Genomic DNA, 23346 nt, shown 5'->3' on the forward strand with positions numbered 1-23346 from the left:
GTGCTTTCTCCTGCAGATTAGAGGTACTGGGCTGCCGCGGCCTGTGGGAGGCTGCTTGGCGGAACGACGCTGGTTTAGCGGAAGACGATGGTGCTGGCCTGGTCAATCAGCACGCGGTGCTCGCAGTGCCAACGGACGGCGCGGGCAAGTGCCAGGGCTTCCGCGTCCTGCCCGACCGTGGAGAGCGTGCCCGGTCCGAAGCTGTGGTCCACGCGGATGACTTCCTGCTCGATGATCGGGCCCTCGTCGAGGTCTGCCGTGACGTAGTGGGCGGTGGCGCCCACCAGCTTGACGCCGCGGTCGTAGGCCTGGTGGTAGGGGCGTGCTCCCTTGAACCCCGGCAGGAACGAGTGGTGGATGTTGATGGCCCTGCCCTCGAGGGACCGGCACAGGTCATCGGAAAGCACCTGCATGTACCGGGCCAGGACGACGAGGTCGATGTTGTACTCGTCGACGAGTTCGAGCAGGCGCCGCTCGGCGTCCGCCTTGGTCTCCGGAGTCACGGGGATGTGCACGAAAGGAAGGCCTGCGGCCTCGGCCATGGCCCGGTGCGTCTCGTGGTTGGAAACCACCAGGGCCAGCTCGCCGCCGAGGCTGCCGCCGCGCCAGCGGAAAATCAGGTCGTTGAGGCAGTGCCCGAACTTGGACACCATGACCAGAACGCGCTGCTTGGTCTCGTCGTGGACGCTGAACTTCATGTCAAAGCGTTCCGCGATGGGCCGGAACTCGTCTTCGAGCTTCTGCAGCTCGTACCCGGTTGCGCCGGAGAAGGCCGTGCGCAGGTGCAGGGTCTGGCGGAGGCCGTCGTCGAACTGCTGGTGCTCTTCGATGTTGAACCCGCGCTCGAACAGGAAGGTGGTCACGGCCTGGACGATGCCGGCACGCTGTGCGCACGACAGTGTGAGCACGAACTTGCCGGTCTTGGTTTCTGCAGCGGCTTCCGTCTGCGGCGCCGGGCTGCTTTTAGTGGCTGTATCCACAACGGTCATCTCTAATCCTTTAGATATATGGTTGATCACCTTATTGATATATCAGGGCTGATGGCCAGCGTATACTGGTGTGCGGATGAGGTCAATAGTCGAATGTTGGCCCATAGGAGAGGCGGAGCGGTGGCGTTTGAAGCTTTGGCGACGGCGGAGGCCGGAGGCTCGAGGTCGCTGGCCGATGTGGCCTATGAACGGATACGTGACAGGCTGCTGACCCTGGAGATCCGGCCCGGAGATCCGCTCTATGACGAGGGGATCGCCAAGGAGCTCGGCGTGGGGCGCACCCCCGTCCGGGAGGCGCTGAAACGGCTTGAAGTGGACCGGCTCGTGGTGACGTATCCACGGCGCGGCACGTTCGCAACGCGCGTGGAGGTCACCGACCTCGCCTTTATCTCGGAAATCCGTGCGCAGCTCGAGCCCCTGGCGGCTGCCCGGGCTGCGCGTGTGGCCACCCCGGCCGTGCGGGACCGCCTCCGCCTCATCGTGGAGGAAGTGAAAGCCTTTGATGTTGACAGCGCATCCGTCGTGGAGACCCTGCGCCTGGATGCCAGGGTGCACCAGGGAATCTACGCCGCCGCGGCAAACCCGCACCTGGAAGACGCCCTGATCCGCTATGACAACCTGGCAACGCGCATCTGGTGCATGGTGCTCGACCGCCTGCCGAACCTTTCCGGGCACGTGCACGAGCACGTTGACCTGCTGGAAGCGGTGATCGACGGCGACGAGGCCCGGGCGGCAGAGATGGCCCGCGCCCACGTGGACGGCTTTGAAAAGGCCGTGCGCACCGCCCTGTTTGCTGCCTGACCAGCCAGCCCTGGCCGCACCTGAATACCGCCCATAAAGCAGTGTCCCCGTCGTTCTCACGACGGGGACACTGCTTTATGCTCGCGTGGGCCTAGCGCCACGCCTGCTGGGAAGCGACGAGCTCGTGCGCCTCCTCTACCGTGTCCACGCTCGGCATGGAGCCCGGCAGCGGCCGGCGGGCGGATTCACGCAGGAAGTAGATGGCAATCGCCCCAATGACCGACGTCGCCATCAGGTAGTATGCGGGGGCCATGTCGTCGCCCGTGGCCTCGATCAGGGCCTGGATGAGGAACGGCGTTGTTCCGCCGAAAATGGCCACCGAGAAGTTGTAGGCGATGCCCATGCTGCTGTAGCGGACGGAAGTGGGGAACAGTGCGGGCAGTGCCGAGGCGAGGTTGGCCACGTAGAACGTCACGGGAAAGGCGACCAGGGCGAGGCCGGCCAGCGTTGACCAGGTCTCGCCGATGCCGATCAGGGTGAAGGCAGGGACGGCGAACAGGACGGTGCTTCCGGCGCCGATCCACAGCACGGGACGCCTTCCGATGCGGTCCGAAAGCTTGCCGGTGAGCGGGATGCACAGCGCCATGACCACCAGCACCGGAATGGTCAGCAGGGTTCCGTGCACGGGGTCGTAGCCCTTGGATTCCGTCAGGTAGGTCGGCATGTAGGACGTCAGCGCATATCCGACGGTGTTGGCGGCGCCGGCGAGGATCATCGCCAGCACGATCGGGCGCCAGTATGCAGCGATGATGCCCACGGGGCCCTTGGCAACAGCCGCATCGCCGGAGGCGGCTTCGACGGCGGCCGACTCCTGCGCGTTCAGGGCTGCCTGGAACTGGGGGGACTCTTCGATCCTGTTCCGGAAATAGATGGCCACCAGGCCCAGCGGCCCGGCCACCAGGAACGGCAGCCGCCAGCCCCATTCCTCCATCGCGGCTTCGCCGAGGGTGATCTGCAGGACTGAGACGGTGGCAGCGCCCAGGGCGAAGCCGATGTAGGAACCCATGTCCAGGAAGCTGGCAAAGTACCCGCGCCGCTTGTCGGGCGCGTATTCACACAGGAACGTGGTGGCGCCGGCGTATTCCCCGCCGGTGGAGAAGCCCTGCACGAGCTTCAGGAGCACCAGCAGCGCGGCGGCCCAGACGCCGATCTGTGCGTAGCCGGGCAGCAGGCCGACGGCGAAGGTGCTGGCCGCCATCAGCATCAGTGTGGCCGCGAGGACTTTCTGCCGCCCCACCTTGTCGCCAAGCCAGCCAAACACGACGCCGCCGATCGGGCGGGCGATGAAGGTGGCCGCGAACGTGCCGAGCAGGAACAGCGTCTGGACGGTCCTGTCTGCCTCCGGCAGGAACACCGGGCCCATGGTGGTGATCAGGTAGCCGAACACGCCGACGTCGTACCACTCCATGGTGTTGCCCACCACTGTGCCGCCGAGGGCCTTCTTGAGCATCCGCTGGTCCACGACGTTTACGTCGGACGCCGTGAGTCGGCGGGAGGCCTGTCTATCCTTACTGCTTGGCTCGGTTGTGACATCACCTTTGATTGTCATAAGGGGTTCCTTACTGGGTATTGACGGGACGGACGTGCAGCGAGCTGCGGCCCCGCGGACAGGTTCGGCTGGTCCTCGGACTCCAGGGTTGGGGAAGCCGCCGTCCGGGACTATGACTTTCTATATGGGACCGGCACTGCGGCCGGGGGCGGGTCAAGGGATCCAGTGCGAAGAATGGGCCCGCCTGCTTGCAGCTAACGCCGCCGGGGGAGCGGACTCGTAGGCTGGCAGGGCGTGGGCAAGAAGCACCTTGTTCGTCAGGAGGTGCGTGAGCACGTGTGATCCTCTCGTGTTCCGCATGAATCAACAGGGTTCGGTTTATGCAACAGAGTGCGTCAGCTCACAGTCATTGTCAAGAACATGACTTTCGACGGCGCGGCCTTCTGAAGGGTGAATTTCGCACCACCTGCCCGTTTGGGTAGGCGCTACCGCCCGATCGTGACATTGCGCGCGTCCGGGACCGCGGGGGACGATGGAAGGCAGCATGTTCGGATGAGATCGGCACCGCAGGGGGCGGTGCTTCGGGTGGTCCGAGATCGCTTCTGCCCCTGCCGGCCGGTGCCCTCAGTCCCGGCCCGGCAACAGCTTTTCCCCCAAAGGAGTTCCGTGTCTTCGAATCCGATTCGTGTAGCTATTGTCGGTGTGGGTAACTGTGCCGCTTCGCTGGTTCAGGGTGTCCATTACTACCGGGATGCTGACCCGCGGGCCACGATTCCGGGTCTGATGCATGTGGAGTTCGGCAGGTACCACGTCCGTGATGTGCAGTTCGTGGCCGCGTTTGATGTGGACGGCAAGAAGGTCGGCCATGATCTGGCGGATGCGATCCTGGCCAGTGAGAACAACACGATCAAGCTGGCCGAGGTCCCGCCGACCGGTGTGACGGTGCAGCGCGGCCACACCCTGGACGGGTTGGGCCGGTACTACCTGGAGACGATTGAGCAGTCCACCGAGGAGCCTGTTGACGTGGTCCAGGCGCTCAAGGACGCGCAGGTGGATGTCATGGTGTGCTACCTGCCGGTGGGGTCGCAGGAGGCTGCGGAGTTCTACGCGCAGTGCGCGATCGATGCCGGGGTGGCGTTCGTGAACGCTTTGCCGGTGTTCATCGCCGGCACCAAAGAGTGGGCTGACAAGTTCACCGCAGCCGGTGTCCCGATCGTGGGCGATGACATCAAGAGCCAGATCGGTGCCACCATCACGCACCGCGTCATGGCGAAGCTGTTCGAGGACCGGGGTGTGACGCTGGACCGGACGTACCAGCTGAACGTGGGCGGGAACATGGACTTCAAGAACATGCTGGAGCGTGACCGGCTGGAGTCAAAGAAGATTTCCAAGACCCAGGCCGTGACCTCGAACGTCGAGGCCGAGCTGTCGGCCAAGGATGTGCACATCGGTCCGTCCGATTATGTGCAGTGGCTTGATGACCGGAAGTGGGCGTTTGTGCGCCTGGAGGGCCGGAACTTCGGTGACGCGCCGGTGTCTTTGGAGTACAAGCTGGAGGTGTGGGACTCGCCGAACTCGGCCGGTGTGATCATTGATGCGATCCGTGCGGCGAAGATCGGCCTGGACCGGGGCATCGGCGGTCCGCTGGTCTCGGCGTCGAGCTACTTCATGAAGTCCCCGCCGGAGCAGTTCAACGACGACCTCGCCCGCGAAAAGGTCGAGGCCTTCATCCGCGGCGACCTCGACCGCTAAACCCCCACCCGACGCTCTATCACTTCCTGCAGGTTTCGGGCCGACGCCCTATCACTCCCTGCAGGTTTTGACACGATGCCCTCTCACCTCCGGGCGGGGGAGCATCTACCGGTGACTTACGCCGCCACGCCTTGTAAGGTCGGGGCACCAGCTTCGAGATGAAGCCTCAACGGGTACCCAGCAAGGAGAGAGATCATGGCCGGCGACGATGAAATGCAGATCCTGAGTGCGTGGTACGAGCAGCTGGCGAGGGCGTTGCAGATCCCGTCCCTCGACGTCGATCAGGAGCTGTTGCTGGATCTGGCGAGGAAGTCCGCCGATTCAGTGATTCATGCTGCGGCACCGGTGACAGCGTTCATGGTGGGATACGTGGCGGGGCAGGAAACCGCACCCGAGAAGGCCGGTTCTGAGGCCTCCAGGAACGCGACAGCCCGGGCCGCAGAAATCGCATTCGAGCTGTGCCGGAACTGGACGGACGGCAGGACCGGCGGGGCGGCGTCGCAATAGTCGGTCGGTCCCGTCAGTCAGTGGGTCGCATTAGTCAGTCGGTCTCAGGGCCGGAACAGAAAAAGCACCCGTGGTAGTCGCAGTCATCCAGTGCGCGGTCTTCGCCACGTTCGATTTCTACATCCGCCATTGTGGACGCTGTTAGGGCCATGTGGGTGCCTTTCTAATTAAGACGCGTTGGGACGCGCCCGTCGGTAGGGAGAGGGTCAGCCGCCCGCGAAGGGCGGGAGGACGTCCAGTACGTCTTCCGGGCCGAGTGCTATCGAACGGTCGCGGACGGCGACTTCGTTCCGGAGAAAGCTGCTCCTGGTCAGGAGCCTGTTCAGCTCCGGCGTGCCGGCCGGTGGCCGGGGCCGGTTTGCCGCGACGATTTCGGACAGCAGGTTGTCCAGTGTTGAGCCGGGGGCGAGGCGGTAATGTTCCTCCGTGGTGCCGGCAGCGGCTGCCGCAGCGGCAAAGTAACGTACCAGTACTGCCAAGTCAGCCTCCGATGGCGCTCATAGTGCGGTCCGGCTGGACGAAGTCGTCTGCATCCAGCCCTGTCTGTTCCCTGCCGTGCGCCTTCGGTTTGGCCCACATGGCATCCTCCCAGCGGCGCGCCAGTTCGTCGTCGGACGCACCTGCCCGCAGGAGGCCCAGAAGGTCGAACTCCTGGCGGGAGAAGAGGCAGCTCATGATCGTGCCCTCGGCCGTGATTCGGGTTCGCCGGCAGTCCGAGCAGAACGGCTCCGTGACGGAGGCGATGATTCCCACCGTGCCCAGCACGGGGCCGGCGGTTCCTTCGGTGAGCGGGTTCCGGCGCTGAACGCGGAAGCGTTCGGCGGGCGCGCCGTCGCGCTCCCCGGGATCGCGGGAGAGCACGAACTCGGTGGCCAGAAGCTCCCGGATTTCCGCTGCGGTGATCATCTCTCGCCGGGACCAGCCGTGGTCGGCGTCGAGCGGCATTTGTTCGATGAACCGCAGCTCATGGCCGCTCCCCAGGGCCCATGCCAGCAGCCCCGCTGCTTCGCCGTCGTTGATGCCCCGCATGAGCACGGCGTTGATCTTGACCGGGCCGAGGCCCGCGGCCGAGGCTGCCTGGACGCCGGCCAGCACGCGGTTCAGGTAGGGGCGCCGGGTGATCTTGGCGAAGGTTTCTTCGTGCAGGGAATCAAGGGAGACATTGATCCGCGTGAGGCCCGCGTCCTTCAGTGCCTGCGCTTTCCTGTCCAGCCCCACCGCATTGGTTGTCATGGAAATGGGAAGATCCGGATGGCGGTGACGGAGTGCCCTGACGATGTCCACGAGGTCGCCCCGGACCAGCGGTTCACCGCCTGTCAGGCGAAGTTCCCTGACGCCCAGATGCCCGACGCCGATCCCCACGATCCGTACGATCTCTGCAGCCGTCATTACGGCCGGCTGGGGGAGCCACTCCAGGCCTTCGGCAGGCATGCAGTACGTGCAGCGCAGGTTGCATTTGTCCGTCACCGACAGCCGCATGTCAGTGGCACGCCGGCCGAAACGGTCGAACAGTCCCGAGGGCTGTCCGGCCGGCCGCTGCGGCGGTGCCTGCAGAAGGCTGGTTCTGGGGACTTCCTTGCGCAGGACAGGCAAGCCCAGCTGGACGGTCATGAGTTTGAGGTTCCCTTTCCGGGTTGGCGTTTTTGGATGAGTGTGAAAGCGGCCGGATCCCGGTGATACCGGGCTCCGGCCGCTCTGTCTTTAGTGTTCTCGGTGCCTAGTGGTGCTTGTCCCCGCTCGGATCAAGCTCACCCTTGGCGCACCGTTCATCGCATTCGTGCTTGGTCACAAGATCGAACTGGACGCCTCCGTGCTTTTCCACCCCGCTCCGGATGGAGCGCTCGACGACGGATGTAACCAGCCGGCTCCGCAGTGACAGCGGGTCCCTGCGCAGGTCCCTCGTGAGGGCAAAGCACATCAGGAACATCACGATGACGAAGGGCAGCGCGGACACGATGGTTATCCGCTGCAGTCCGGAGAGCGCCTCGGCGGGCTTGTCACCGCCGGCGAGCAGCATCACTGCGGCGACGGCGCCGGTGAGGGTGCCCCAGAAGATAACGACGCCGCGGCGCGGTTCTTCAGCACCGTCGGAGCTGAGCGAACCCATCACGATGGAGGCTGCGTCGGCGCCCGTGACGAAGAAGATGGCCACCAGGACCATCGCCAGGACGGACACCGCGGCGGCGATGACCGTGGGCAGGGACAGGTTGTGCAGCAGGTCGAACAGGGCACCGTCGAAGGAAATCGAGGGAGTCCCGTCCACGATCGTGGCCAGGCCGTCGCCGGCATCCGGGGTGGCATCTGCCGCGGACTGGATGTTGACGGCAGCACCGCCGAAGACGCCGAACCAGATCACGCTGACGATGCTGGGGACCAGCAGGACGCCGGTGACGAACTGGCGGATGGTGCGGCCGCGGCTGATGCGGGCGATGAACAGGCCTACGAAGGGGGTCCAGGAAACCCACCAGGCCCAGTAGAAGATGGTCCAGCCGGACATCCACGTGCGCAAGGCGTCGTCGCCGACGGCCTCGGTCCGGGAAGCCATCTCGGCCAGGTCCCGAGCATAGTCGCCGACTGCAGCCGGGATCAGGTTCAGGATGAAGAGCGTTGGCCCGGCAACGAACACGATAACTGCCAGGACTGCAGCCAGGACCATGTTGATGTTGGACAGCCACTGGATGCCGCGGCTGATTCCGGAGACCGCCGAGGCCACGAAGCAGGCTGTGAGCACGGCAACGATCACCACGAGCACGGGGGTGGCGAGCTGGCCGCCGATCCAGCCGTTGGAGGCCATGCCGCTGCCGATCTGCAGGGCTCCGAGTCCGAGCGATGCTGCCGTTCCGAACAGCGTGGCGAAGATGGCCAGCATGTTGATGAGCTTGCCGAGGGGGCCGTCCACGCGCTTGATGCCGAACAGGGACGTGAAGATGCTGGAAACGAGCTGCTTCCGGCCCAGTCGGTAGGTGCCGTAGGCCATGGCAACGCCCACCACCGCATACATGGCCCACGGGTGCAGGGTCCAGTGGAAGATTGAGGTTGCCATTGCAGTCTGGATGGCCGCGGGAGTCTGGCCGTCAACCGTGCCCGGCGGCGGGGAGATGTAGTGGTAAAGCGGTTCGGCCACGCCGTAGAACATCAGGCCGATGCCCATGCCTGCGGCGAACATCATGGAGACCCACGAGACCATGGAGTACTCGGGCTTTTCCGCGTCTTTGCCCAGCGGAATGTTTCCGAAGCGGCTCAGCGCCAGCCACAGCACGTAGACCACGAACAGGGAGGAGAGGGCGACGAACAGCCAGCCGGTGTTTTTCATGACCCAGTCCAGGACCACCTGGGACGTGGAGGCCAGGTTCTCCCTGCCGGCAAATCCCCAGATAACAAAGGCGAGCGTGAGCAGTCCGGCGACGCCGAAGACTACCTTGTCGATGCCTCCCTTGCGGAACAGCTGGCTGCTGCGGCGTGCTTCTTCATGCTCTGATTCGGTTTCCCGGAGGGCCTGAAGGATTTGCAGGTCTTCCTGGGGAGGAACAGGTTCCCGTTCCAAGGTCGGTTCCACCCCCGAGGCCCGACCGTCTTCACTGCTTTCATCGATAGTGACGTCACTATTGATTGTCATAAGGGGTTTCCTTATCTGGATTTGGGGCGGCTCAGCTGCTGCCGGCTGTTACGCCGGCGGCAGGTTGGCTCATCCTCGGATTCGATTGTCGCCATCGACAATCTTGGTTACGTGTATGCGGAGCGGCAGTTCCGTCGGGGGAGGAGCGACGGATCCTCTTATTTAACCGTTCCGCGATAATCAACGCGTTTCGTCCACAGCAACAGAGTGCTTTACGTCACAACGCTATGTCAAGACCCTGCTGTTGCTCCCGTCACTTATTGACACTACATATGAGATGGGCCACGCTGTTGCATATCGTGACTTTCGTTGCGCATCAAGCAATTAAGGAAGAAGTGATTTATGCAGACGCTTGCGGTTGTGGGAGCCTCGCTGGCCGGTCTTTCGGCGGCCAGGGCGGCCCGCGCTCAAGGCTTCTCCGGACGGCTGGTCATCATTGGCGATGAGCATCACCGTCCCTACGACAGGCCCCCGCTCTCCAAGGATTTCCTGCTCGGCACCATTACGGCAGAGGACCTGTTCCTTGAGACCGATGATGACGGATTGCACGCGGAGTGGATTCTGGGCGGCGGTGCCGTTGGACTGGATGCAGCCGAGCGGACCATCCGCCTGCACGACGGCGGCACCGTCACTGCCGACGGCATCGTCATAGCCACCGGTGCACGCGCGCGCCAGATCCCCGCCCTCGCCGGCCTGGAGAATGTCTCCTACCTGCGGACCATGGCCGATGCCCAGGCGCTGACGCCCAGGTTGGTGGCCGGTGGCCGCATGATCGTGATCGGTGCCGGCTTCATCGGCGCCGAGGTTGCCTCCTCCGCCGCCTCACGGGGGATGGAGGTGACCATGATCAACAACGGCCCGGTCCCGTTCACTGCGCAGCTCGGCGAGGACATGGGTTCCGTGGTGGCCAGGCTCCATGCGGCCAACGGGGTGAACCTGGTCTGTGGCACCGGCATCGAGGAGTTCCACCGCGCGGGCAACAGCGTGACGGGGCTCCGTTTGGCGGACGGCCGGGAGCTCGCCGCCGACGTTGTGGTGGTGGGCATCGGTGCGGAGCCGAATGTTGAATGGCTCGCCGGTTCCGGCGTGGAGGTCGACGGCGGTGTGCTGTGCGATGCGATGGGACGCACCAATGTTCCGGGCATCGTCGCCGTGGGCGACTGCGCCGCCTGGTTCGACGCCGCTGTTGACAGGCACCGCCGGGTGGAGCACTGGACCGGCGCCCTGGAGCGGGCCGCCCTGGCGGTGCAGGCCCTGCTCGACGACGACGCCCCGGCTCAGCCGCTGAAGCCGCCGTACTTCTGGTCGGACCAGCACGGCGTGAAGATCCAGTTCGCCGGCCACTCCGCCGGCTACGACCGCCTGGAGATTGAGGCGGGCGATCCGCAGGAGCACAATTTCCTCGCCATCTACTACCGCGAAGACGTTCCCGTCGCGGTCCTGGGCATGAACCAGCCACGGCTGTTCACGAAGTGGCGCAGGAGCCTGGCCGTTCCGGCGCCGCGGGCGGACACGCCGCAGGGCCTGGCGGCGGCAACCAAACCGTAGCCGCCTTCCTGCTGATTGAGCAGCAACTGCTGGTTGACCTGTAACCGCTGGTTGAGCCTGTCGAAACCCCGACAAGCTCAACCAGCGGTTTTTAACGCCGGGTGTAGCCCATGTTCGAACTGATCTTCATGCCGGCCTGGCTCAGGCCATCGATCAGGCCGGGTGTTTTCTCCGGGTCAAAGCGGAAGGCCGGGCCGGAGATGCTGACCGCGCCGATCACGGTTCCCAGGTGGTTGTAGACCGGCACCGCCATGGAGTTCAGCCCAATTTCAAACTCTTCAAGGACCACTGCGTAACCGTCGTGGGCGACGTCGATAAGCTGCTTTTCGAGCTTGTCGCGGTCGGTGATGGTCCGCTGGGTCCGGGCCGGAAGCCCTGTCTCCTCCAGGATGCGTTCCCGTTCATCTGCCGCCAGCGCTGCCAGCAGAACCTTCCCGCTCGACGTCGCGTGCAAGGGCGTCAGGCTGCCCACCCAGTCGTAGGTGGCCAGGGTTGACGGCCCCATGGCCTGGTCCACGTTGACGGCGTAGTTGGAGCGGAGAACGGCGAGGTTGACGGTTTCCTTGAACTCCTCCGCCAGGCTTTCGAGCACAGGGCGCGCCTCCCGGACCAGGCTCAGCCGGCCGGGAATGGAACTGGCCAGGCGAAGGATGCCAAAGCCGAGCTGGTATTTTCCCCGTTCGCTGTTCTGGTGAACAATCTCCCTGGTCACCAGGGAACCGAGCAGCCTGGATACGGTGGATTTGTGGATTCCCATTTCCTCGGCGATTTCGCTCACGCCTGCATCGCCGTCGCGGGCCAGGATCTCCAGGACAGCGAGGGCTCGATCGACGGACTGGACGCCGCCCTGCTGGCTGCCTTCACCGTCGGCATCGGATTCAAGGACAATGTTCGAAGCCATGACCCATACTCTCAGTTAGTTTCTTCGGCTGCTTTGCCGGGAATGGATCGGCCCCGTGGCCGATCCCACACTCCTGATCCTACGGGGAAAGTGTGACTTAGCTGACATTACGTTAAGCCGATTACCGACGTCGTGCATTCCGGTTCCTGGATCCAACGGCCGGCCGGCTCAGCGGAGACCAAGGCGCATGAGCACCCGCGGGAAGCCGTTGAGGACGGAATCGGTATCGGCGGCCTTGGTGAAGCCTGCCGCCTCAAAGAGCCTGCGGGTGCCGACGTAGGCCATGGTCAGGTCCACCTTCCTGCCCTGGTTGTCCACCGGATAGCCCTCAATGGCGGGCGCGCCGTAGGAGCGCGCAAAGTCGACGGCGCCCTGCAGCAGCCGGTGGGAAATTCCCCGGCCCCGGTACCCCGGGCGGACCCGGATGCACCACACGGACCACACCTCCAGATCGTCCACGTGGGGGATCCGGCGGTTGCGGGCGAAGCTGGTATCGGCGCGCGGATGGACACCCGCCCACCCGACTGGTTCCCCGCCGTCGTACGCCAGCACGCCGGGCGGCGGATCCTGCGTCAGCAGATCCCGGACCAGGTCCCCGCGGGCAGTGCCCCGCAGCTCCAGGTTCTGTTTGGAGGGGATGCGGTAGCTCAGGCACCAGCAGACGGTCGCGTCAGGCCGTTTGGGCCCCACCACCGCTTTCACGTCCTCAAACTGCGTCGCGGGACGGACTTCGATCGCCATGCCGCCACCCTGTCACCGGTTTCGGGCGGGGGCAAGGGCCGCTAGTGCAGCCCGCTGCTGTGCGCCATCGCGATGGCCTCGGTGCGCGACGTGGCGCCGAGCTTGCGGTAGATGTTGCGGAGATGGAACTTCACGGTGTTCTCGCTCAGGTGCAGCTTCGCGGCAATCGTCCGGTTCCGCTGCCCGGCGGCGAGCTGTTGGAGCACCTCCAGTTCCCGCTCGCCCAGGTCCCAGGCGGCGGCGTCGGGCAGTTTGCGCCCCGGCGGGTCCAGCGGCAGGGTGACGGCGATGTCGGCGCCCCAGCCCTGCATCAGGTCCATCGTCATGCGCCCGTCCAGGACCTCCACCCGTTGCGCCAGCCGGGCGATGCTGGGGGCATCGGTGGAAAGATTGCCCATGCCGTCGTCGCGGACGTTGATGAGGAGGTTCTCGCCGTCGCAGTCCCACTGGGTGCGGATGCGCCGTACTTCCGGCTGTTCAACCATGGCGAGCACCAGGCCGCGGACGATGGCCCGGGCAGCATGTGCCACTTCCCCGGGAAGTGCCCGGCCGTTGACCGGCGGCTCGATGAACTGGACATCGATGCCGCTGAAGTGCGTGAGCGGGCGGAGATCCTCGCGGAGGCGCTGGAAGGCCGTGGCAACAGGCTCTTCGACAAGTTCGGTGGTCCGGTCGTTGAGCGTGCGCAGTTCCACCAGGGCCTTGGCGGCGACGTCGGTGGCGGACTTCCGCGCCGCGTCGTCGGCCAGCGCGGGGGAGCGCAGTGCGGCCAGCAGGGTCTCCAGCGTCGTTGAGTGCCGGTCCACCAGCTCCGCCGTCACCCTGACCCGTTCGGCGGACGCCGCCCGGGACTCGATGAGGTACGACGGCGGTGCATCCGCCACCTTTTCCCGGATACGCTCCGCCGCGAGGTTCCACAGGTAGCGGACCAGCCACGGCACGTCTTGTCCCGTCAGGTCCGCAAGTTGTCCGGGTACGTCTTGTCCGGGTGCGTCCTGTCCGGGTGCGTCCTGTCCCGCCGCCGGCCGCGGATCGACCAGAACCAGCAACGCATTCGTCGGTGAGGGGAGGGCAAGGACCGGGTGCTCCTGCCCGCCGATAGGTGCCCGGCCCTGCCAGGTTTCATGCCCGTCCAGGAACGATCTGACGGCGTCCAGCTCCGCAATGGAAACCTGGCTGATGACGGACTCCGCGCCGGACTTCTTCTGCGGCCGGCCTGTGCAATCCTCGGTAAAAATCACCATGGCGGTACTGTCCAGGTACGGCCGGGTGGCCTGGTGCAGCCGCTGGGCAATCTCGGTGAGCGGAGCCGTGGACAGTTGCGCGATGGCCTCCAGCAGCGGACCTGCGCTCTCCGGCATCTCCGGCACGGGGAAAGGCATGGTGGCTTGGGGAGTGGCGGGCACCTGTCCATTGTATCGAAATCCGGCATGGCACCTATCCCTTTGGGTGGGAAAGACCGTCCGATAATGTCGTGGCGCCCACCCGCCTGGCATTCGAGGATGGAACCAGGGAGAAACCAATCCTGAAAGATCTCACCAGCAAAGGAATAAACACCATGAAGCTCCAAGTTGCCATCGACCTCCTGACCACCGAAGCTGCCCTCGAGCTGGCCGGCAAGGTTGCCGAGCACGTTGACATCATCGAACTGGGCACCCCGCTGATCAAGGCCGAAGGCCTCTCGGTCATCACCGCCGTGAAGAACGCCCACCCGGAGAAGATCGTCTTCGCCGACCTGAAGACCATGGACGCCGGTGAGCTCGAAGCCGACATCGCCTTCAAGGCCGGCGCGGACCTGGTCACCGTTCTCGGCTCCGCCGACGACTCCACCATCGCCGGTGCGGTCAAGGCAGCCCAGGCCCACAACAAGGGCGTTGTCGTTGACCTCATCGGCATCGAGGACAAGGTCACCCGTGCCAAGGAAGTCCGCGCCCTGGGTGCGAAGTTCGTTGAGATGCACGCCGGCCTGGACGAGCAGGCCAAGCCCGGCTTCGACCTGAACGGTCTGCTCCGCGCCGGTGCCGAGGCCCGTGTTCCGTTCTCCGTGGCAGGCGGCGTGAAGCTGGCCACCATCGGTGACGTCCAGAAGGCCGGCGCCGACGTCGCCGTCGCCGGCGGCGCCATCTACGGTGCCGAGGACCCCGCACAGGCCGCAAAGGAACTCCGCGCCGCCATCGTCTAGGGGCCTTTCCGCAACAAAGGGCTCTTCGCAACATGGGGCTGACTTCAGTCCCCGCCGCACGGCGGTCCTCACCAAAAGGTGGGGGCCGCCGTCGGCGTTTAATGCTGCTGAAGAGCGGGCTGGCGCTGGGTCATCCGGGGCCGGCTAGGAGCACGATTCTTCGGCTGAATCCCCGCCGGTGGCATCGACGCCGGGCAGGGATTTGAGCACCACTTCCACGCCAGCGCTGACGGATGGCTGACGGCTGGCCTGGCCCCACACCCTGGTTTCAGCGGCTGCCTCCACCCCGACCTCCGCCGACCAGTTCTGCCCTGTCCTGCTCTTGCCGGTCCTGCCGTGGGAACTCCCGTTCCGCTCCGACCAGTCGGCGCGGTGGATATGGGTGCTGCGGCGGTGTTCCCCGTGGTCCTGGTGATCCCGGGAAACAGCAGATATGAGGATCACAACCTCCTCCGTCACCTGCTGCTGGCCCTGTCCCTGTGCGGAGAGAGTTCCGCTGCCTGCCGCGCCCACGAGGATGGCGATGCCGGCCACGGCGGCGGCCCTGCGTGTCAGTATCTTCATGTTGGCCTCTTCCGGACCCGGCGGCCGAGATCTCCAGCGCGGGTGCAGCGGAGAGAAGGCCCTTTCTCGAAAGTTACGCCCGCTTGGCTGCGACAAAAAGCCCGCAGGGCAGATTAAGAGGGAATTCCCAGCTTCACAGGTTGCGGGCATCCAGGGTCCGCGTGCTTTATTCGCGGTCTTCCACCGGCTCAGGATCGCCGGTCCAGGCTGCCCAGTCCCGCGGGTCCACCGAGGGCCTGCCCAGCAGGTAGCCCTGGCCCCTCGAGATTCCCAGTTCCGTGATGGCGTTGAGTTGCTCGCGGGTTTCGATTCCTTCCGCGGAAAGCGTTGCGCCGGTCTGCTCGGCCAGGGCTAAAACGAAGGGGCTCGTGGCCGGGCGGCCGCCCGAGGCGGCGGGGCCACAGAGAAAATCGCGGTCGACCTTGATGATGTCGGGGAGCAGATGGAGGATCTGCTTCGCGGAGGTGGCGCCCGGCCCGGATCCGTCCACGGCGAGGCGCACACCATGCTGGCGCAGCGGGCTCAGGACCTCGGCGAGGGCCGCGAGTTCCCGGTCCGCAATGTCGCCCATGATTTCGATGACCAGCCTGTCCGGGGCGACGGCCCCTCCCAGCATCAGCGCCTGAACGCGGGGGTCGGCGCAGGCGGTGGGGCTCAGGTTGACGGACGCGAAGAGGTGCGCCGGAATCTCTCCTGCTGCAGCCAGGGCGAGATGCAGGGCGGCGATTTCCAGGTCCGGCCCCAGTCCCATGGCCGCTGCCCCCCGGAACCAGACGTCTGCGCTGGTCCCTTCATGGCTCACGAACCGTGACAGCGCCTCAACCCCGATCACTTCTCCGCCGGCCAGCAGCCTGATGGGCTGGAACGCCGTCATCAGCATCCTCGGGACGTCCCCGGAAGAGTCTTCCGGCTGATTCTCGTGGGACGAGGCAGGGACGTTCCTGGTGCTGATCAGATGGTGCAGGAGGGCCTGTTCGGGGTCATCCATGTGGGCCGCCAGGAGGTCAAGCAGCTGCTCCCTGGCCCAGGCCTTTTGCGGATCCGAGTCTGCGAGGACGTCGCTGATGATCTCCAACACCTGGCGCCGAAGGGTTGCGCGGTCCACGTTGGAGAACAGCTCCGGTGTCAGTTCACCGTTTGCGGGCGACTCGTCCATGGCCATCACACTACCCCTCGGTAGCGAATGCCGCGATTTGGGGGACTGCGGGATTGTGGCCCGCCATGCTGGTCACGGCACCAAGGGAAGGAACACGACCGTGTAGATTCCGAGCAGGGCAAGGATGATCACGCTGGCCGCCACGGCTGCCGTGGAAGCGGTGTCCGGAGGCATTTGTCCTTGCTGAATGCCCCGGATGGCGCCGTGGAGCCGTCGCTTTCGGGTGACTTGGATAGCGGCGGCGGTGACCACGGCGGCTGCGACGAGGGTGCCTGCGAACCAGCCGTGATGGGGCAACCAGCGCAGGAAGACGGCCGCGGCCATGACCATCGACAATGTGGTGCGTCCCCATGCCAGGTCGGTGCGTTCTGGCTGCAGGCCGTCGTCGCCGTGGGTGGGGATGTGCTGTTGCAGGGGCATGGTCAGGCGCCCGTGGCGAGGACGAATGCGGCCACAATGACGGCCACGACGGCGGCGCCCGTGGCGAGGACCGGTGCAATCCAGGGCAGGGGCAGGGGCGCCTTGTGGCGCATGGAGCGTTCGACGTTGAGCCAGCGGAAGAAGGATCCGCCGCCGATCACGAGTGCCAGAAGCAGCAGGAGTGCCGCGACGGTTTTGCGTAGTTCCGGGCTAAAGAGGTCTCCCATGAAAGCCTCAACCGCGACACCGCCGGCGAGCAGGGCCAGGGACGTACGGATCCAGGCGAGGAAGGTGCGTTCATTCGCAAGGGTGAAACGGGGGTCGGGTTCGCTGCCTCCGCGCAGGATCCGGGCGGAAAGTCCGCTGCGCCGTCGGCTGGACGGTGCTGTTTGCGTCACGTCGTGTTCTTCCTAGTTGGTGGCGACGGTGCGGAAGCCGCAGTTGCCGGAGGAGGATTCAGGGGTGTTGAAGGTGCGGGCGGCGACGCGGTAGCGGTTGCAGTACGAGTCATGGCAGAGGTAGGAGCCGCCTCGCATAACGCGCCCCTTGCCGATGGTGGGCCCTTGAGGATTGTCGGTGGGGGAGTTCCAGTAGTACTTGGGCAGGAACCAGTCGCTGCACCATTCCCAAATGTTGCCTGCCATTTCGTAAAGCCCGTAGCCGTTAGGAGGAAAAGACATAACGGGGGCGGTACCCAGGTGGCCGTCCTCTTGGATGTTCACTGCGGGGAACGCGCCCTGCCAGATGTTGCAGCGGTGTTCCCCGCCGGGGGTGAGGTCGTCGCCCCACGCGTAGCGCATGCCGTTCAGTCCGCCGCGGGCGGCGTATTCCCATTCGGCTTCGGTGGGCAGGCGGCGTCCGGCCCAGGCACAGTAAGCCAGTGCATCGTGGTGCGAGACGTGCACCACCGGGTGGTCCGGGACATCCCGCCAGTTCGATGACGGTCCCGTCGGGTGTGCCCAATAGGCGCCGCGGATCTCAAGCCACCAGGGGGCCCCCGCGGCGGCACCGAGGACATCGCTGCCGGTCGCCGTGCACAGCAGATGGAACACGGCGGAGGACCCGTACTGCTCCGCCTCTGTCCGGTAGCCCGTGGCGTCTACGAACGCCGCGAACATTGAGTTGGTCACTGCCGTCGCGTCGATACGGAAGCCATCCACGCGCACCTCGTGCACCGGTGTCTCGCCGTCGGACGGATAGCCTTCGCCAAAAGCATCACCCATCTGGAAGGGCCCACCGGGAATCTCGATGTCACGGTGCATGTCCGGCCCGGGACCAGGTGTGGAGTGCGCCTTAGGCCTGGCGGCGTCTTCCGTTGGCCGGGGTTCACGGGATGGTGTGCAGCAGCCCTTGCCAGGGGCGCCCGTGTGAAGGCCACGGGGTTCAGCGTAGTTCGTGGAGCTGAGGGGCAGCAGGTTCATGATCGTGGGTTTCCCAAGCATTGGTTCGATTCTTCTGTGTCCGCCGATGCGGTGAGGCCGACGGCGGACACAGAAGGGGCAGCTTTGCGGGTGTGCTTCCTGTCAGAAGATGTCCGGTACTGGCTGGTTGTGCCGGCTACTGGTGGGCCAGGGCAATGCGCTGCCGGTCGGTTGCCGTGAGGTGCTGCTCTGTTCCGTCGTCGTGCAGGTCGATGCGCACGGTTTCGATTGTTCCGGTGAACGCGTTGTGCACCGGGAGATAGTCGTCGGTGACTGGCGTGCCGCGGTCGACCCCGACGTTGAGCGTTTCATCGAAGGAGAAGTAATAGGCGGTCGTCTGCTCCACACGGCCCTTGCCGACGACCTTGCCGCCGGCGGCGAGCCGGACCTCCCCGCCCCTGCCGATGCCGCCGCCGTCGTACTGGAACTCAAAGGTAAGTTCCTGGGGACCAGCTTCCAGCCGCTCATCCGAGCGCACAGTGTAAAGATCCCGGCCGTAGCAGTTGTGGGCATAGCTGAGGTGGCCGTCCACCACATACAGGGACCAGCCTCCAAAACGCCCGCCCTGCGCAATGAGGACCCCGTCGCCGCCGCCTTCCGGGATGTCCACCCGTGCAGTGACGCTGTGCGACCTGTTCTTCACGTTAAGGGTTGTCTCCTCGGTAAAGCGCCCCATTCCGCCCCGATAGGTCACTGAGGTCCTGCCACTGAACAGGTCGATCCGGCCGGCCACTTCCGGGTTCTCCCGTTCGGTGACACGGTCATCGAGGGGGAACACGTTGTACTTGCTGGCTTCAATCAGGAAAAGGTGCTGAAGTTCCCGCAGTTTGTCCGGGTACTTTTCTGCCAAGTCGTGCGCTTGGCTCCAGTCGGTCCGGGTGTCGTAGAGCTCCCACACATCCTTGTCGAAGGCCGGGAGTCCTTCGGGCACCATTTGCCAGGGAGTGCCATGGCGGGTGACTGCAGTCCATCCCTCGTGGTAGATGCTGCGGTTTCCGCACATCTCAAAGTACTGGGTCCGCCGGCGGTCCTCAGCGTCGGGAGCGTTGAAGGTATAGACCATGCTGGTGCCCTCGATGGGCTGCTGACTGACGCCGTTGACCAGAACAGGGTGGGGGACTCCTGCTGCTTCGAAGACCGTGGGGGCGATGTCGATGACGTGGTGCCACTGGTGCCGGATCCCGCCACCGGCTTCGATACCTTGGGGCCAGCTCATGATCATGCCGTCCCGGGTGCCGCCGTAGTGCGAGGCGACCTGTTTTGTCCATTGGTATGGGGTGTTCATGGCCAGCGCCCACCCGACAGGGTAGATGGCGTAGGTAGTTGCGTCCCCCAGGGCATCGATCTCGTTGGCCATTGTTTCGGTGCTGTCCTGAAAACCGTGGCCGACCAGGTGCTCACGCATCGTGCCTTCGATGCCGCCTTCGCCCGAAGCACCGTTGTCACCGAGCATGTAGATGAACAGGGTGTTGTCCAGTTGGTCGATGTCCCTTAGAGCGTCCACGAAGCGCCCCACCTGCCGGTCCGTGTGCTCGGCGAAACCTGCGTAGGTTTCCATGAAGGCTGCGGCGACGCGGCGTTCTGTGCCGTTCAGTTCGTCCCAGTGCGGCACGACATCGGCCCAGGGCCCGAGTTCGGCAGATTCCGGGACAATGCCAAGTTCCTTCTGCCGGGCCAAGGTCGCTTCGCGCTGGGCGTCCCAGCCGCCGTTGAAGCGGTCGCGGTACTTGTCCTTCCATTCCTTGCCGACATGGAAGGGACCGTGCGTGGCGCCGAAAGCGATGTAGCTGAAGAACGGCTTCTCCGGCGTGAGTGTCTTCTGCGTGCGGACCCAGTCGATGGCGTGATCGACGAGGTCTTCGGAGAGGTGATAGCCATCTTCTGGCAGCCGGTCCGGTTCCACAGGAGTGGTTCCGTCAAACAGTTGGGGGTACCAGTGGTTCATCTCGGCGCCCATGAAGCCGTAAAACTTGTCGAAACCCTCACCAATGGGCCAACGGTCAAAGGGACCTGAAGCGCTGACTTCCCGCGGAGGGGTCTGGTGCCACTTTCCGAATGCGGCCGTGCTGTAGCCGTTCTGGCCAAGCGTCTGCGCAATCGTGGCGGCACTGGCCGGGCGGAAACCGGTGTAACCGGGGGCGGACGTGCTCATCTCGGTGGTCACTCCCATGGCGACGGAGAGGTGGTTCCGGCCAGTCATGAGCGCCTGGCGGGTAGGGGAGCACAACGCCGTGACGTGGAAGCGGCTGTACCGGAGGCCATCGTCGGACAGCCTGTCCGCCGTCGGCATCTCACAGGGGCCACCGAAGGCGCTCGAGGCACCAAATCCCATGTCATCGATCAGGACGATCACCACGTTGGGAGCACCTTCGGGTGCCCTGAGCGGAGCCACCGGGGTGAACGCGCTCTCCTGATTGTGGATGCCCATTGCCGTGGTCACGGTCCGGTTCCGCTCCGGGATCGGGAGGATCTCGCGAATCTCGGTCATTGTCTTGCTGCTCCTTTTGGTCTGTGGGTGAGTGATTCGCGCCTGTGGGACGCGGCTGGGGAGGTAGCCAATGGCCTGCTTGCTTCGCTACGTGATGTCAGCGCCCTGCCTGGGGTTACTGCCGGCGGTGGAGATGGGCGCAGGCTGAGGGGACGTCGCCATCACCTCAATCGCACCGGTCTCTTCCAGCGAGCGGTTCCGGGTTTCTTCAGCCCAGGCGATGCAGGCGAGAAAGCCGATGAACGTGATGCCCGCGCCGATGTACATCGTCGTCGACGTGCCCAGGGTTGATAGGGAGAGCGGGACCAGGAAGGTTCCGATAGCGGCACCGAAGCGGGTCAGTGCAACGGCCATCCCCACAGCGGCGGCGCGAATGCGGGTTGGGAAGAGCTCGTTGGGATAGGCCCACTCAAGGATGCTCGGGCCTCCGGAGAACAGCGCGTACAGGCAGAAGAAGCCTACGACGAACGGACCCGGGGCATTAGTCCACGCCCCCAGTGCGAGCAGCGGGAGCACCATCAGGCCAAAGGACCAGATGATGGTCTTGCGTCGGCCAATGTTGTCGAGCATGCGCATGGCCGGCAGGCAGCCGATCGCGAACACGAGGTTGATGAGGGCTGTTCCGAGGTTCGCCTCGTTGCCTGATTCCATGCCCAGCGATCCCAGCAATTGCGGACCGAAGGTGAGCAATGCAAACAGCGGTACGATCGCGCAGGTGAAGAAGACGACGATGAAGACCATGCGGCGCAGGTAAATCCCGCGGAAGAGGTCGGCGATATTGCCCCGCCCTTCGTTCGAGAGGGGCATGGAGCCTGCCAGTTCAGCGGGTGTCACCTTGGTGTCAAGGGTGGACTCGATGACCTTGCAGGCCTCGTCGATGCGTCCGGCGCCGACCAGCCACCGCGGTGATTCCGGCGTGCCCACACGAAGCAGGAAGACGATCGTGGCAAGCACCGCGGCGGTTGCGAGCATCCAGCGCCAGCCGTCGTCGCCCATCACTTCGTTGATGAGATACCCCACCAGGTAGGCCAGGGACGCGCCGATGTACCAGATGATGATTACTGCGCTGAACATGCGGGCTCGCCGTTTGGTCGGGAGCCACTCAGAAAGCAGCGCGGTGGCAATGGGATAGTCGGCAGCGATAGCGGCGCCAATGACAAAGCGCAGGATGATCAAATGCCAGGCTTCGGTGGCAAAGATTGAAAGCACCGAGGTGACGATCAGGACAAGCAGATCGAGGGTGTACATGGGTTTTCGGCCAATGCGGTCCGTCAGCGGGCCGCAGATCAGGCCGCCGAAGAACATGCCAATCAGTGAGGCGACGCCGATCATCGCTTCAGTGCTCGTTGGCAAATGCATTTCTCTAGTGATGCCGGGAAGTGCGATGCCGACAATCGCGAGCAGGTAACCGTCAAGCAGGGGGCCTCCTGAACACGCAACTATGAGCTTGCGATGGAAGCCCCGGATGGGGGCCTCGTCTACTGATCTGAAACTCATGGGTCTCCTCACAATCACTTTCGGTGGAGTAGGAATGGCAGGGCGCGGGCGAAGGCCGGAATTGAAGGCACGCGTCTTCGTCGTGACGTTCAACGGCTTCTACGGGTTGCGCCACTTTTGGAAGAAAAGGGCGAATGGTCGATCAGGGGGTCGGGACGCAGAGCAGGGGATGTGTTGCTCCCTTCAAATCCCGCTGGTCCGCATTGGGGTGACGCAGACCCTCTAGGGCGTGGTTGCGGTAGAAGCAACAACATTTCCTATGTGAAACAGTCTGAACGGCAGTGTTCGCGCTGTCAATAGGATTTGTCGTATAAATCACAGTCAGCCTTGTTGCGCTGTGCGCACACTCACTGTTTGCGCCGTCGCCCTTTGGTAGTAGACCGCATTTCAGGAAAGCGGTCAGCCGATCGAAACCGGTTGCGTTTCTTGGCCGCTGATTCGTCTGAGAAAATGGGGCATGCTGTCTCACAAAACGCAGGGACCGGATTACGCGGCGGACGGGGAGCCGCAGGCAAGTCTGCAGTCTGTTGAGCGGGCCATTACAGTGCTGAAAATTCTCGCCCGGACGGGCGGTGCAGGAGTCAGCGAAGTCGCAGAAGAAATGGGTGTACACAGGTCCACCATTTCCCGATTGCTGCGCGTGCTCGAAGCCCGGGGAATGGCACAACAAAACAGCGGCCGCGGCAAGTACCAGCTGGGGCTTGGGATCCTGCAACTCGCAAATTCCATACCGGTGCGCCTCAATCTCGTACGGGAAGCCCGGCCCGTCCTCGAAGCCCTTGCCGCGCAAACTGGCGAAACCGTGAACCTCGCCGTCCTGAGCTCCAATTACGTCGTGAATGTCGACGAGGTAATGGGCCCATCGACCCTGGCCACCCAGGACTGGATCGGCAGGCTAACCCCGATCCATGCCACGTCCAGCGGCAAGGTTTTCCTTGCGGCGATGGACGCTGCCGAACGTAGCCGCGTGCTTGGCGAGACGGGCATGCCTCCTACAACTCCGAGGACGATTACATCGAGGCAGGATCTGGAAGCGCAACTCGTTGAGGTTGCGGAGGCGGGTTACGCAACTGTCTATGGAGAACTTGAGTTGGGGCTTAACGGGATCGCCACCCCGGTGTTCGGCCATTCCGGGACGGTCCTGGGAGCCATCAGTGTTTCGGGGCCAGAATTCCGCTTCGACCCCCGCAAATCACGCACCCTGGTCCGGGAACTCAAACATTCCGCCCGGGAGGTCAGCAGGAGGATGGGGCACGCTGAGGCGTAGCTGTCCA

At 64.5% G+C, this 23346-nt stretch carries 21 protein-coding genes; 6 read left to right on the forward strand and 15 right to left on the reverse strand.

Going from position 1 to position 23346, the window contains the following annotated elements; all coding sequences use genetic code 11:
- Positions 1–74: 74 nt before the first annotated feature.
- Positions 75–989 carry a formyltetrahydrofolate deformylase gene (gene purU / locus BWQ92_RS12635; RefSeq protein ID WP_076799952.1) on the reverse strand — a complete coding sequence of 305 codons (915 nt, stop codon included), beginning with the start codon at positions 987–989 and terminating at the stop codon, positions 75–77.
- Between the two features lie 120 nt (positions 990–1109).
- On the opposite strand from purU, the gene BWQ92_RS12640 reads away from it, so the two are divergent.
- Positions 1110–1790 (forward strand): GntR family transcriptional regulator, encoded by a 681-nt coding sequence (locus BWQ92_RS12640; RefSeq protein ID WP_083706298.1) that lies wholly within the window; start codon positions 1110–1112, stop codon positions 1788–1790.
- A 91-nt stretch (positions 1791–1881) separates the two neighbouring features.
- On the opposite strand, the gene BWQ92_RS12645 is transcribed toward BWQ92_RS12640, so the two are convergent.
- A complete protein-coding gene (locus tag BWQ92_RS12645) occupies positions 1882–3339 on the reverse strand; it encodes an MFS transporter (RefSeq protein WP_076799955.1) in 1458 nt (485 codons plus the stop codon).
- Between the two features lie 606 nt (positions 3340–3945).
- Here BWQ92_RS12645 and BWQ92_RS12650 point away from each other — a divergent pair.
- Positions 3946–5031 carry an inositol-3-phosphate synthase gene (locus BWQ92_RS12650; protein WP_076799957.1) on the forward strand — a complete coding sequence of 362 codons (1086 nt, stop codon included), beginning with the start codon at positions 3946–3948 and terminating at the stop codon, positions 5029–5031.
- A 195-nt stretch (positions 5032–5226) separates the two neighbouring features.
- Positions 5227–5538, forward strand: coding sequence for a DUF6457 domain-containing protein (locus tag BWQ92_RS12655; RefSeq protein WP_076799958.1), 312 nt, complete (start codon positions 5227–5229; stop codon positions 5536–5538).
- 206 nt (positions 5539–5744) lie between these two features.
- On the opposite strand, the gene BWQ92_RS12660 is transcribed toward BWQ92_RS12655, so the two are convergent.
- The 3 genes from BWQ92_RS12660 to BWQ92_RS12670 form a co-directional block, all read right to left on the reverse strand.
- Positions 5745–6017, reverse strand: a complete 273-nt coding sequence (locus BWQ92_RS12660) for a MoaD/ThiS family protein (protein ID WP_076799960.1) — start codon at positions 6015–6017, stop codon at positions 5745–5747.
- Between the two features lies 1 nt (position 6018).
- Positions 6019–7149 carry a GTP 3',8-cyclase MoaA gene (moaA, locus tag BWQ92_RS12665; RefSeq protein WP_157365149.1) on the reverse strand — a complete coding sequence of 377 codons (1131 nt, stop codon included), beginning with the start codon at positions 7147–7149 and terminating at the stop codon, positions 6019–6021.
- Between the two features lie 106 nt (positions 7150–7255).
- Complete coding sequence (locus BWQ92_RS12670; RefSeq protein WP_076799962.1) at positions 7256–9154, reverse strand: BCCT family transporter; 1899 nt, start codon at positions 9152–9154, stop codon at positions 7256–7258.
- 342 nt (positions 9155–9496) lie between these two features.
- Between BWQ92_RS12670 and BWQ92_RS12675 the strand changes: the two genes are divergently transcribed.
- Positions 9497–10702 carry an NAD(P)/FAD-dependent oxidoreductase gene (locus BWQ92_RS12675; RefSeq protein ID WP_076799963.1) on the forward strand — a complete coding sequence of 402 codons (1206 nt, stop codon included), beginning with the start codon at positions 9497–9499 and terminating at the stop codon, positions 10700–10702.
- Positions 10703–10793: 91 nt separating this feature from the next.
- Here BWQ92_RS12675 and BWQ92_RS12680 read toward each other — a convergent pair whose 3' ends face one another.
- The 3 genes from BWQ92_RS12680 to BWQ92_RS12690 all read right to left on the reverse strand — a co-directional run bounded on the left by BWQ92_RS12680 (position 10794) and on the right by BWQ92_RS12690 (position 13726).
- Positions 10794–11603 carry an IclR family transcriptional regulator gene (locus BWQ92_RS12680; protein ID WP_076799965.1) on the reverse strand — a complete coding sequence of 270 codons (810 nt, stop codon included), beginning with the start codon at positions 11601–11603 and terminating at the stop codon, positions 10794–10796.
- Between the two features lie 168 nt (positions 11604–11771).
- Positions 11772–12344: a GNAT family N-acetyltransferase gene (locus tag BWQ92_RS12685; protein WP_076799967.1), complete on the reverse strand. Its 573-nt coding sequence runs from the start codon at positions 12342–12344 to the stop codon at positions 11772–11774.
- Positions 12345–12385: 41 nt separating this feature from the next.
- Positions 12386–13726 (reverse strand): helix-turn-helix transcriptional regulator, encoded by a 1341-nt coding sequence (locus BWQ92_RS12690; protein WP_172804357.1) that lies wholly within the window; start codon positions 13724–13726, stop codon positions 12386–12388.
- 176 nt (positions 13727–13902) lie between these two features.
- On the opposite strand from BWQ92_RS12690, the gene hxlA reads away from it, so the two are divergent.
- Positions 13903–14526 (forward strand): 3-hexulose-6-phosphate synthase, encoded by a 624-nt coding sequence (gene hxlA / locus BWQ92_RS12695; RefSeq protein WP_076799340.1) that lies wholly within the window; start codon positions 13903–13905, stop codon positions 14524–14526.
- Positions 14527–14670: 144 nt separating this feature from the next.
- On the opposite strand, the gene BWQ92_RS12700 is transcribed toward hxlA, so the two are convergent.
- The 7 genes from BWQ92_RS12700 to BWQ92_RS12730 form a co-directional block, all read right to left on the reverse strand.
- Positions 14671–15090: a hypothetical protein gene (locus BWQ92_RS12700; RefSeq protein ID WP_076799969.1), complete on the reverse strand. Its 420-nt coding sequence runs from the start codon at positions 15088–15090 to the stop codon at positions 14671–14673.
- A gap of 166 nt (positions 15091–15256) precedes the next feature.
- Positions 15257–16246 carry an EAL domain-containing protein gene (locus BWQ92_RS12705; protein WP_236782947.1) on the reverse strand — a complete coding sequence of 330 codons (990 nt, stop codon included), beginning with the start codon at positions 16244–16246 and terminating at the stop codon, positions 15257–15259.
- 72 nt (positions 16247–16318) lie between these two features.
- Positions 16319–16666: a DUF202 domain-containing protein gene (locus BWQ92_RS12710; RefSeq protein ID WP_076799972.1), complete on the reverse strand. Its 348-nt coding sequence runs from the start codon at positions 16664–16666 to the stop codon at positions 16319–16321.
- Between the two features lie 2 nt (positions 16667–16668).
- Positions 16669–17064: a YidH family protein gene (locus BWQ92_RS12715; RefSeq protein ID WP_076799974.1), complete on the reverse strand. Its 396-nt coding sequence runs from the start codon at positions 17062–17064 to the stop codon at positions 16669–16671.
- A 12-nt stretch (positions 17065–17076) separates the two neighbouring features.
- On the reverse strand, positions 17077–17928 hold the full coding sequence (locus BWQ92_RS12720; protein ID WP_076799975.1) for a formylglycine-generating enzyme family protein: 852 nt from the start codon (positions 17926–17928) through the stop codon (positions 17077–17079).
- A gap of 295 nt (positions 17929–18223) precedes the next feature.
- Positions 18224–20575 (reverse strand): arylsulfatase, encoded by a 2352-nt coding sequence (locus BWQ92_RS12725; RefSeq protein ID WP_076799977.1) that lies wholly within the window; start codon positions 20573–20575, stop codon positions 18224–18226.
- A gap of 87 nt (positions 20576–20662) precedes the next feature.
- Positions 20663–22072, reverse strand: a complete 1410-nt coding sequence (locus BWQ92_RS12730; RefSeq protein WP_076799978.1) for an MFS transporter — start codon at positions 22070–22072, stop codon at positions 20663–20665.
- 457 nt (positions 22073–22529) lie between these two features.
- Between BWQ92_RS12730 and BWQ92_RS12735 the strand changes: the two genes are divergently transcribed.
- Complete coding sequence (locus BWQ92_RS12735) at positions 22530–23339, forward strand: IclR family transcriptional regulator (RefSeq protein WP_076799980.1); 810 nt, start codon at positions 22530–22532, stop codon at positions 23337–23339.
- The last annotated feature ends 7 nt before the right edge of the window (positions 23340–23346 follow it).

The sequence above is a fragment of the Arthrobacter sp. QXT-31 genome, from assembly GCF_001969265.1.
In the GTDB taxonomy this organism is placed as follows: domain Bacteria; phylum Actinomycetota; class Actinomycetes; order Actinomycetales; family Micrococcaceae; genus Arthrobacter.

Excerpts from the sequence above, each read along its gene's own strand:
- purU (WP_076799952.1), bottom strand. The coding sequence starts at position 989 with ATGACCGTTGTGGATACAGCCACTAAAAGCAGCCCGGCGCCGCAGACG.
- BWQ92_RS12645 (WP_076799955.1), bottom strand. The coding sequence starts at position 3,339 with ATGACAATCAAAGGTGATGTCACAACCGAGCCAAGCAGTAAGGATAGA.
- BWQ92_RS12655 (WP_076799958.1), top strand. The coding sequence starts at position 5,227 with ATGGCCGGCGACGATGAAATGCAGATCCTGAGTGCGTGGTACGAGCAG.
- moaA (WP_157365149.1), bottom strand. The coding sequence starts at position 7,149 with ATGACCGTCCAGCTGGGCTTGCCTGTCCTGCGCAAGGAAGTCCCCAGA.
- BWQ92_RS12670 (WP_076799962.1), bottom strand. The coding sequence starts at position 9,154 with ATGACAATCAATAGTGACGTCACTATCGATGAAAGCAGTGAAGACGGT.
- BWQ92_RS12675 (WP_076799963.1), top strand. The coding sequence starts at position 9,497 with ATGCAGACGCTTGCGGTTGTGGGAGCCTCGCTGGCCGGTCTTTCGGCG.
- BWQ92_RS12680 (WP_076799965.1), bottom strand. The coding sequence starts at position 11,603 with ATGGCTTCGAACATTGTCCTTGAATCCGATGCCGACGGTGAAGGCAGC.
- BWQ92_RS12685 (WP_076799967.1), bottom strand. The coding sequence starts at position 12,344 with ATGGCGATCGAAGTCCGTCCCGCGACGCAGTTTGAGGACGTGAAAGCG.
- BWQ92_RS12690 (WP_172804357.1), bottom strand. The coding sequence starts at position 13,726 with ATGCCTTTCCCCGTGCCGGAGATGCCGGAGAGCGCAGGTCCGCTGCTG.
- hxlA (WP_076799340.1), top strand. The coding sequence starts at position 13,903 with ATGAAGCTCCAAGTTGCCATCGACCTCCTGACCACCGAAGCTGCCCTC.
- BWQ92_RS12700 (WP_076799969.1), bottom strand. The coding sequence starts at position 15,090 with ATGAAGATACTGACACGCAGGGCCGCCGCCGTGGCCGGCATCGCCATC.
- BWQ92_RS12705 (WP_236782947.1), bottom strand. The coding sequence starts at position 16,246 with ATGGACGAGTCGCCCGCAAACGGTGAACTGACACCGGAGCTGTTCTCC.
- BWQ92_RS12710 (WP_076799972.1), bottom strand. The coding sequence starts at position 16,666 with ATGCCCCTGCAACAGCACATCCCCACCCACGGCGACGACGGCCTGCAG.
- BWQ92_RS12720 (WP_076799975.1), bottom strand. The coding sequence starts at position 17,928 with ATGCACCGTGACATCGAGATTCCCGGTGGGCCCTTCCAGATGGGTGAT.
- BWQ92_RS12725 (WP_076799977.1), bottom strand. The coding sequence starts at position 20,575 with ATGACCGAGATTCGCGAGATCCTCCCGATCCCGGAGCGGAACCGGACC.
- BWQ92_RS12730 (WP_076799978.1), bottom strand. The coding sequence starts at position 22,072 with ATGAGTTTCAGATCAGTAGACGAGGCCCCCATCCGGGGCTTCCATCGC.
- BWQ92_RS12735 (WP_076799980.1), top strand. The coding sequence starts at position 22,530 with ATGCTGTCTCACAAAACGCAGGGACCGGATTACGCGGCGGACGGGGAG.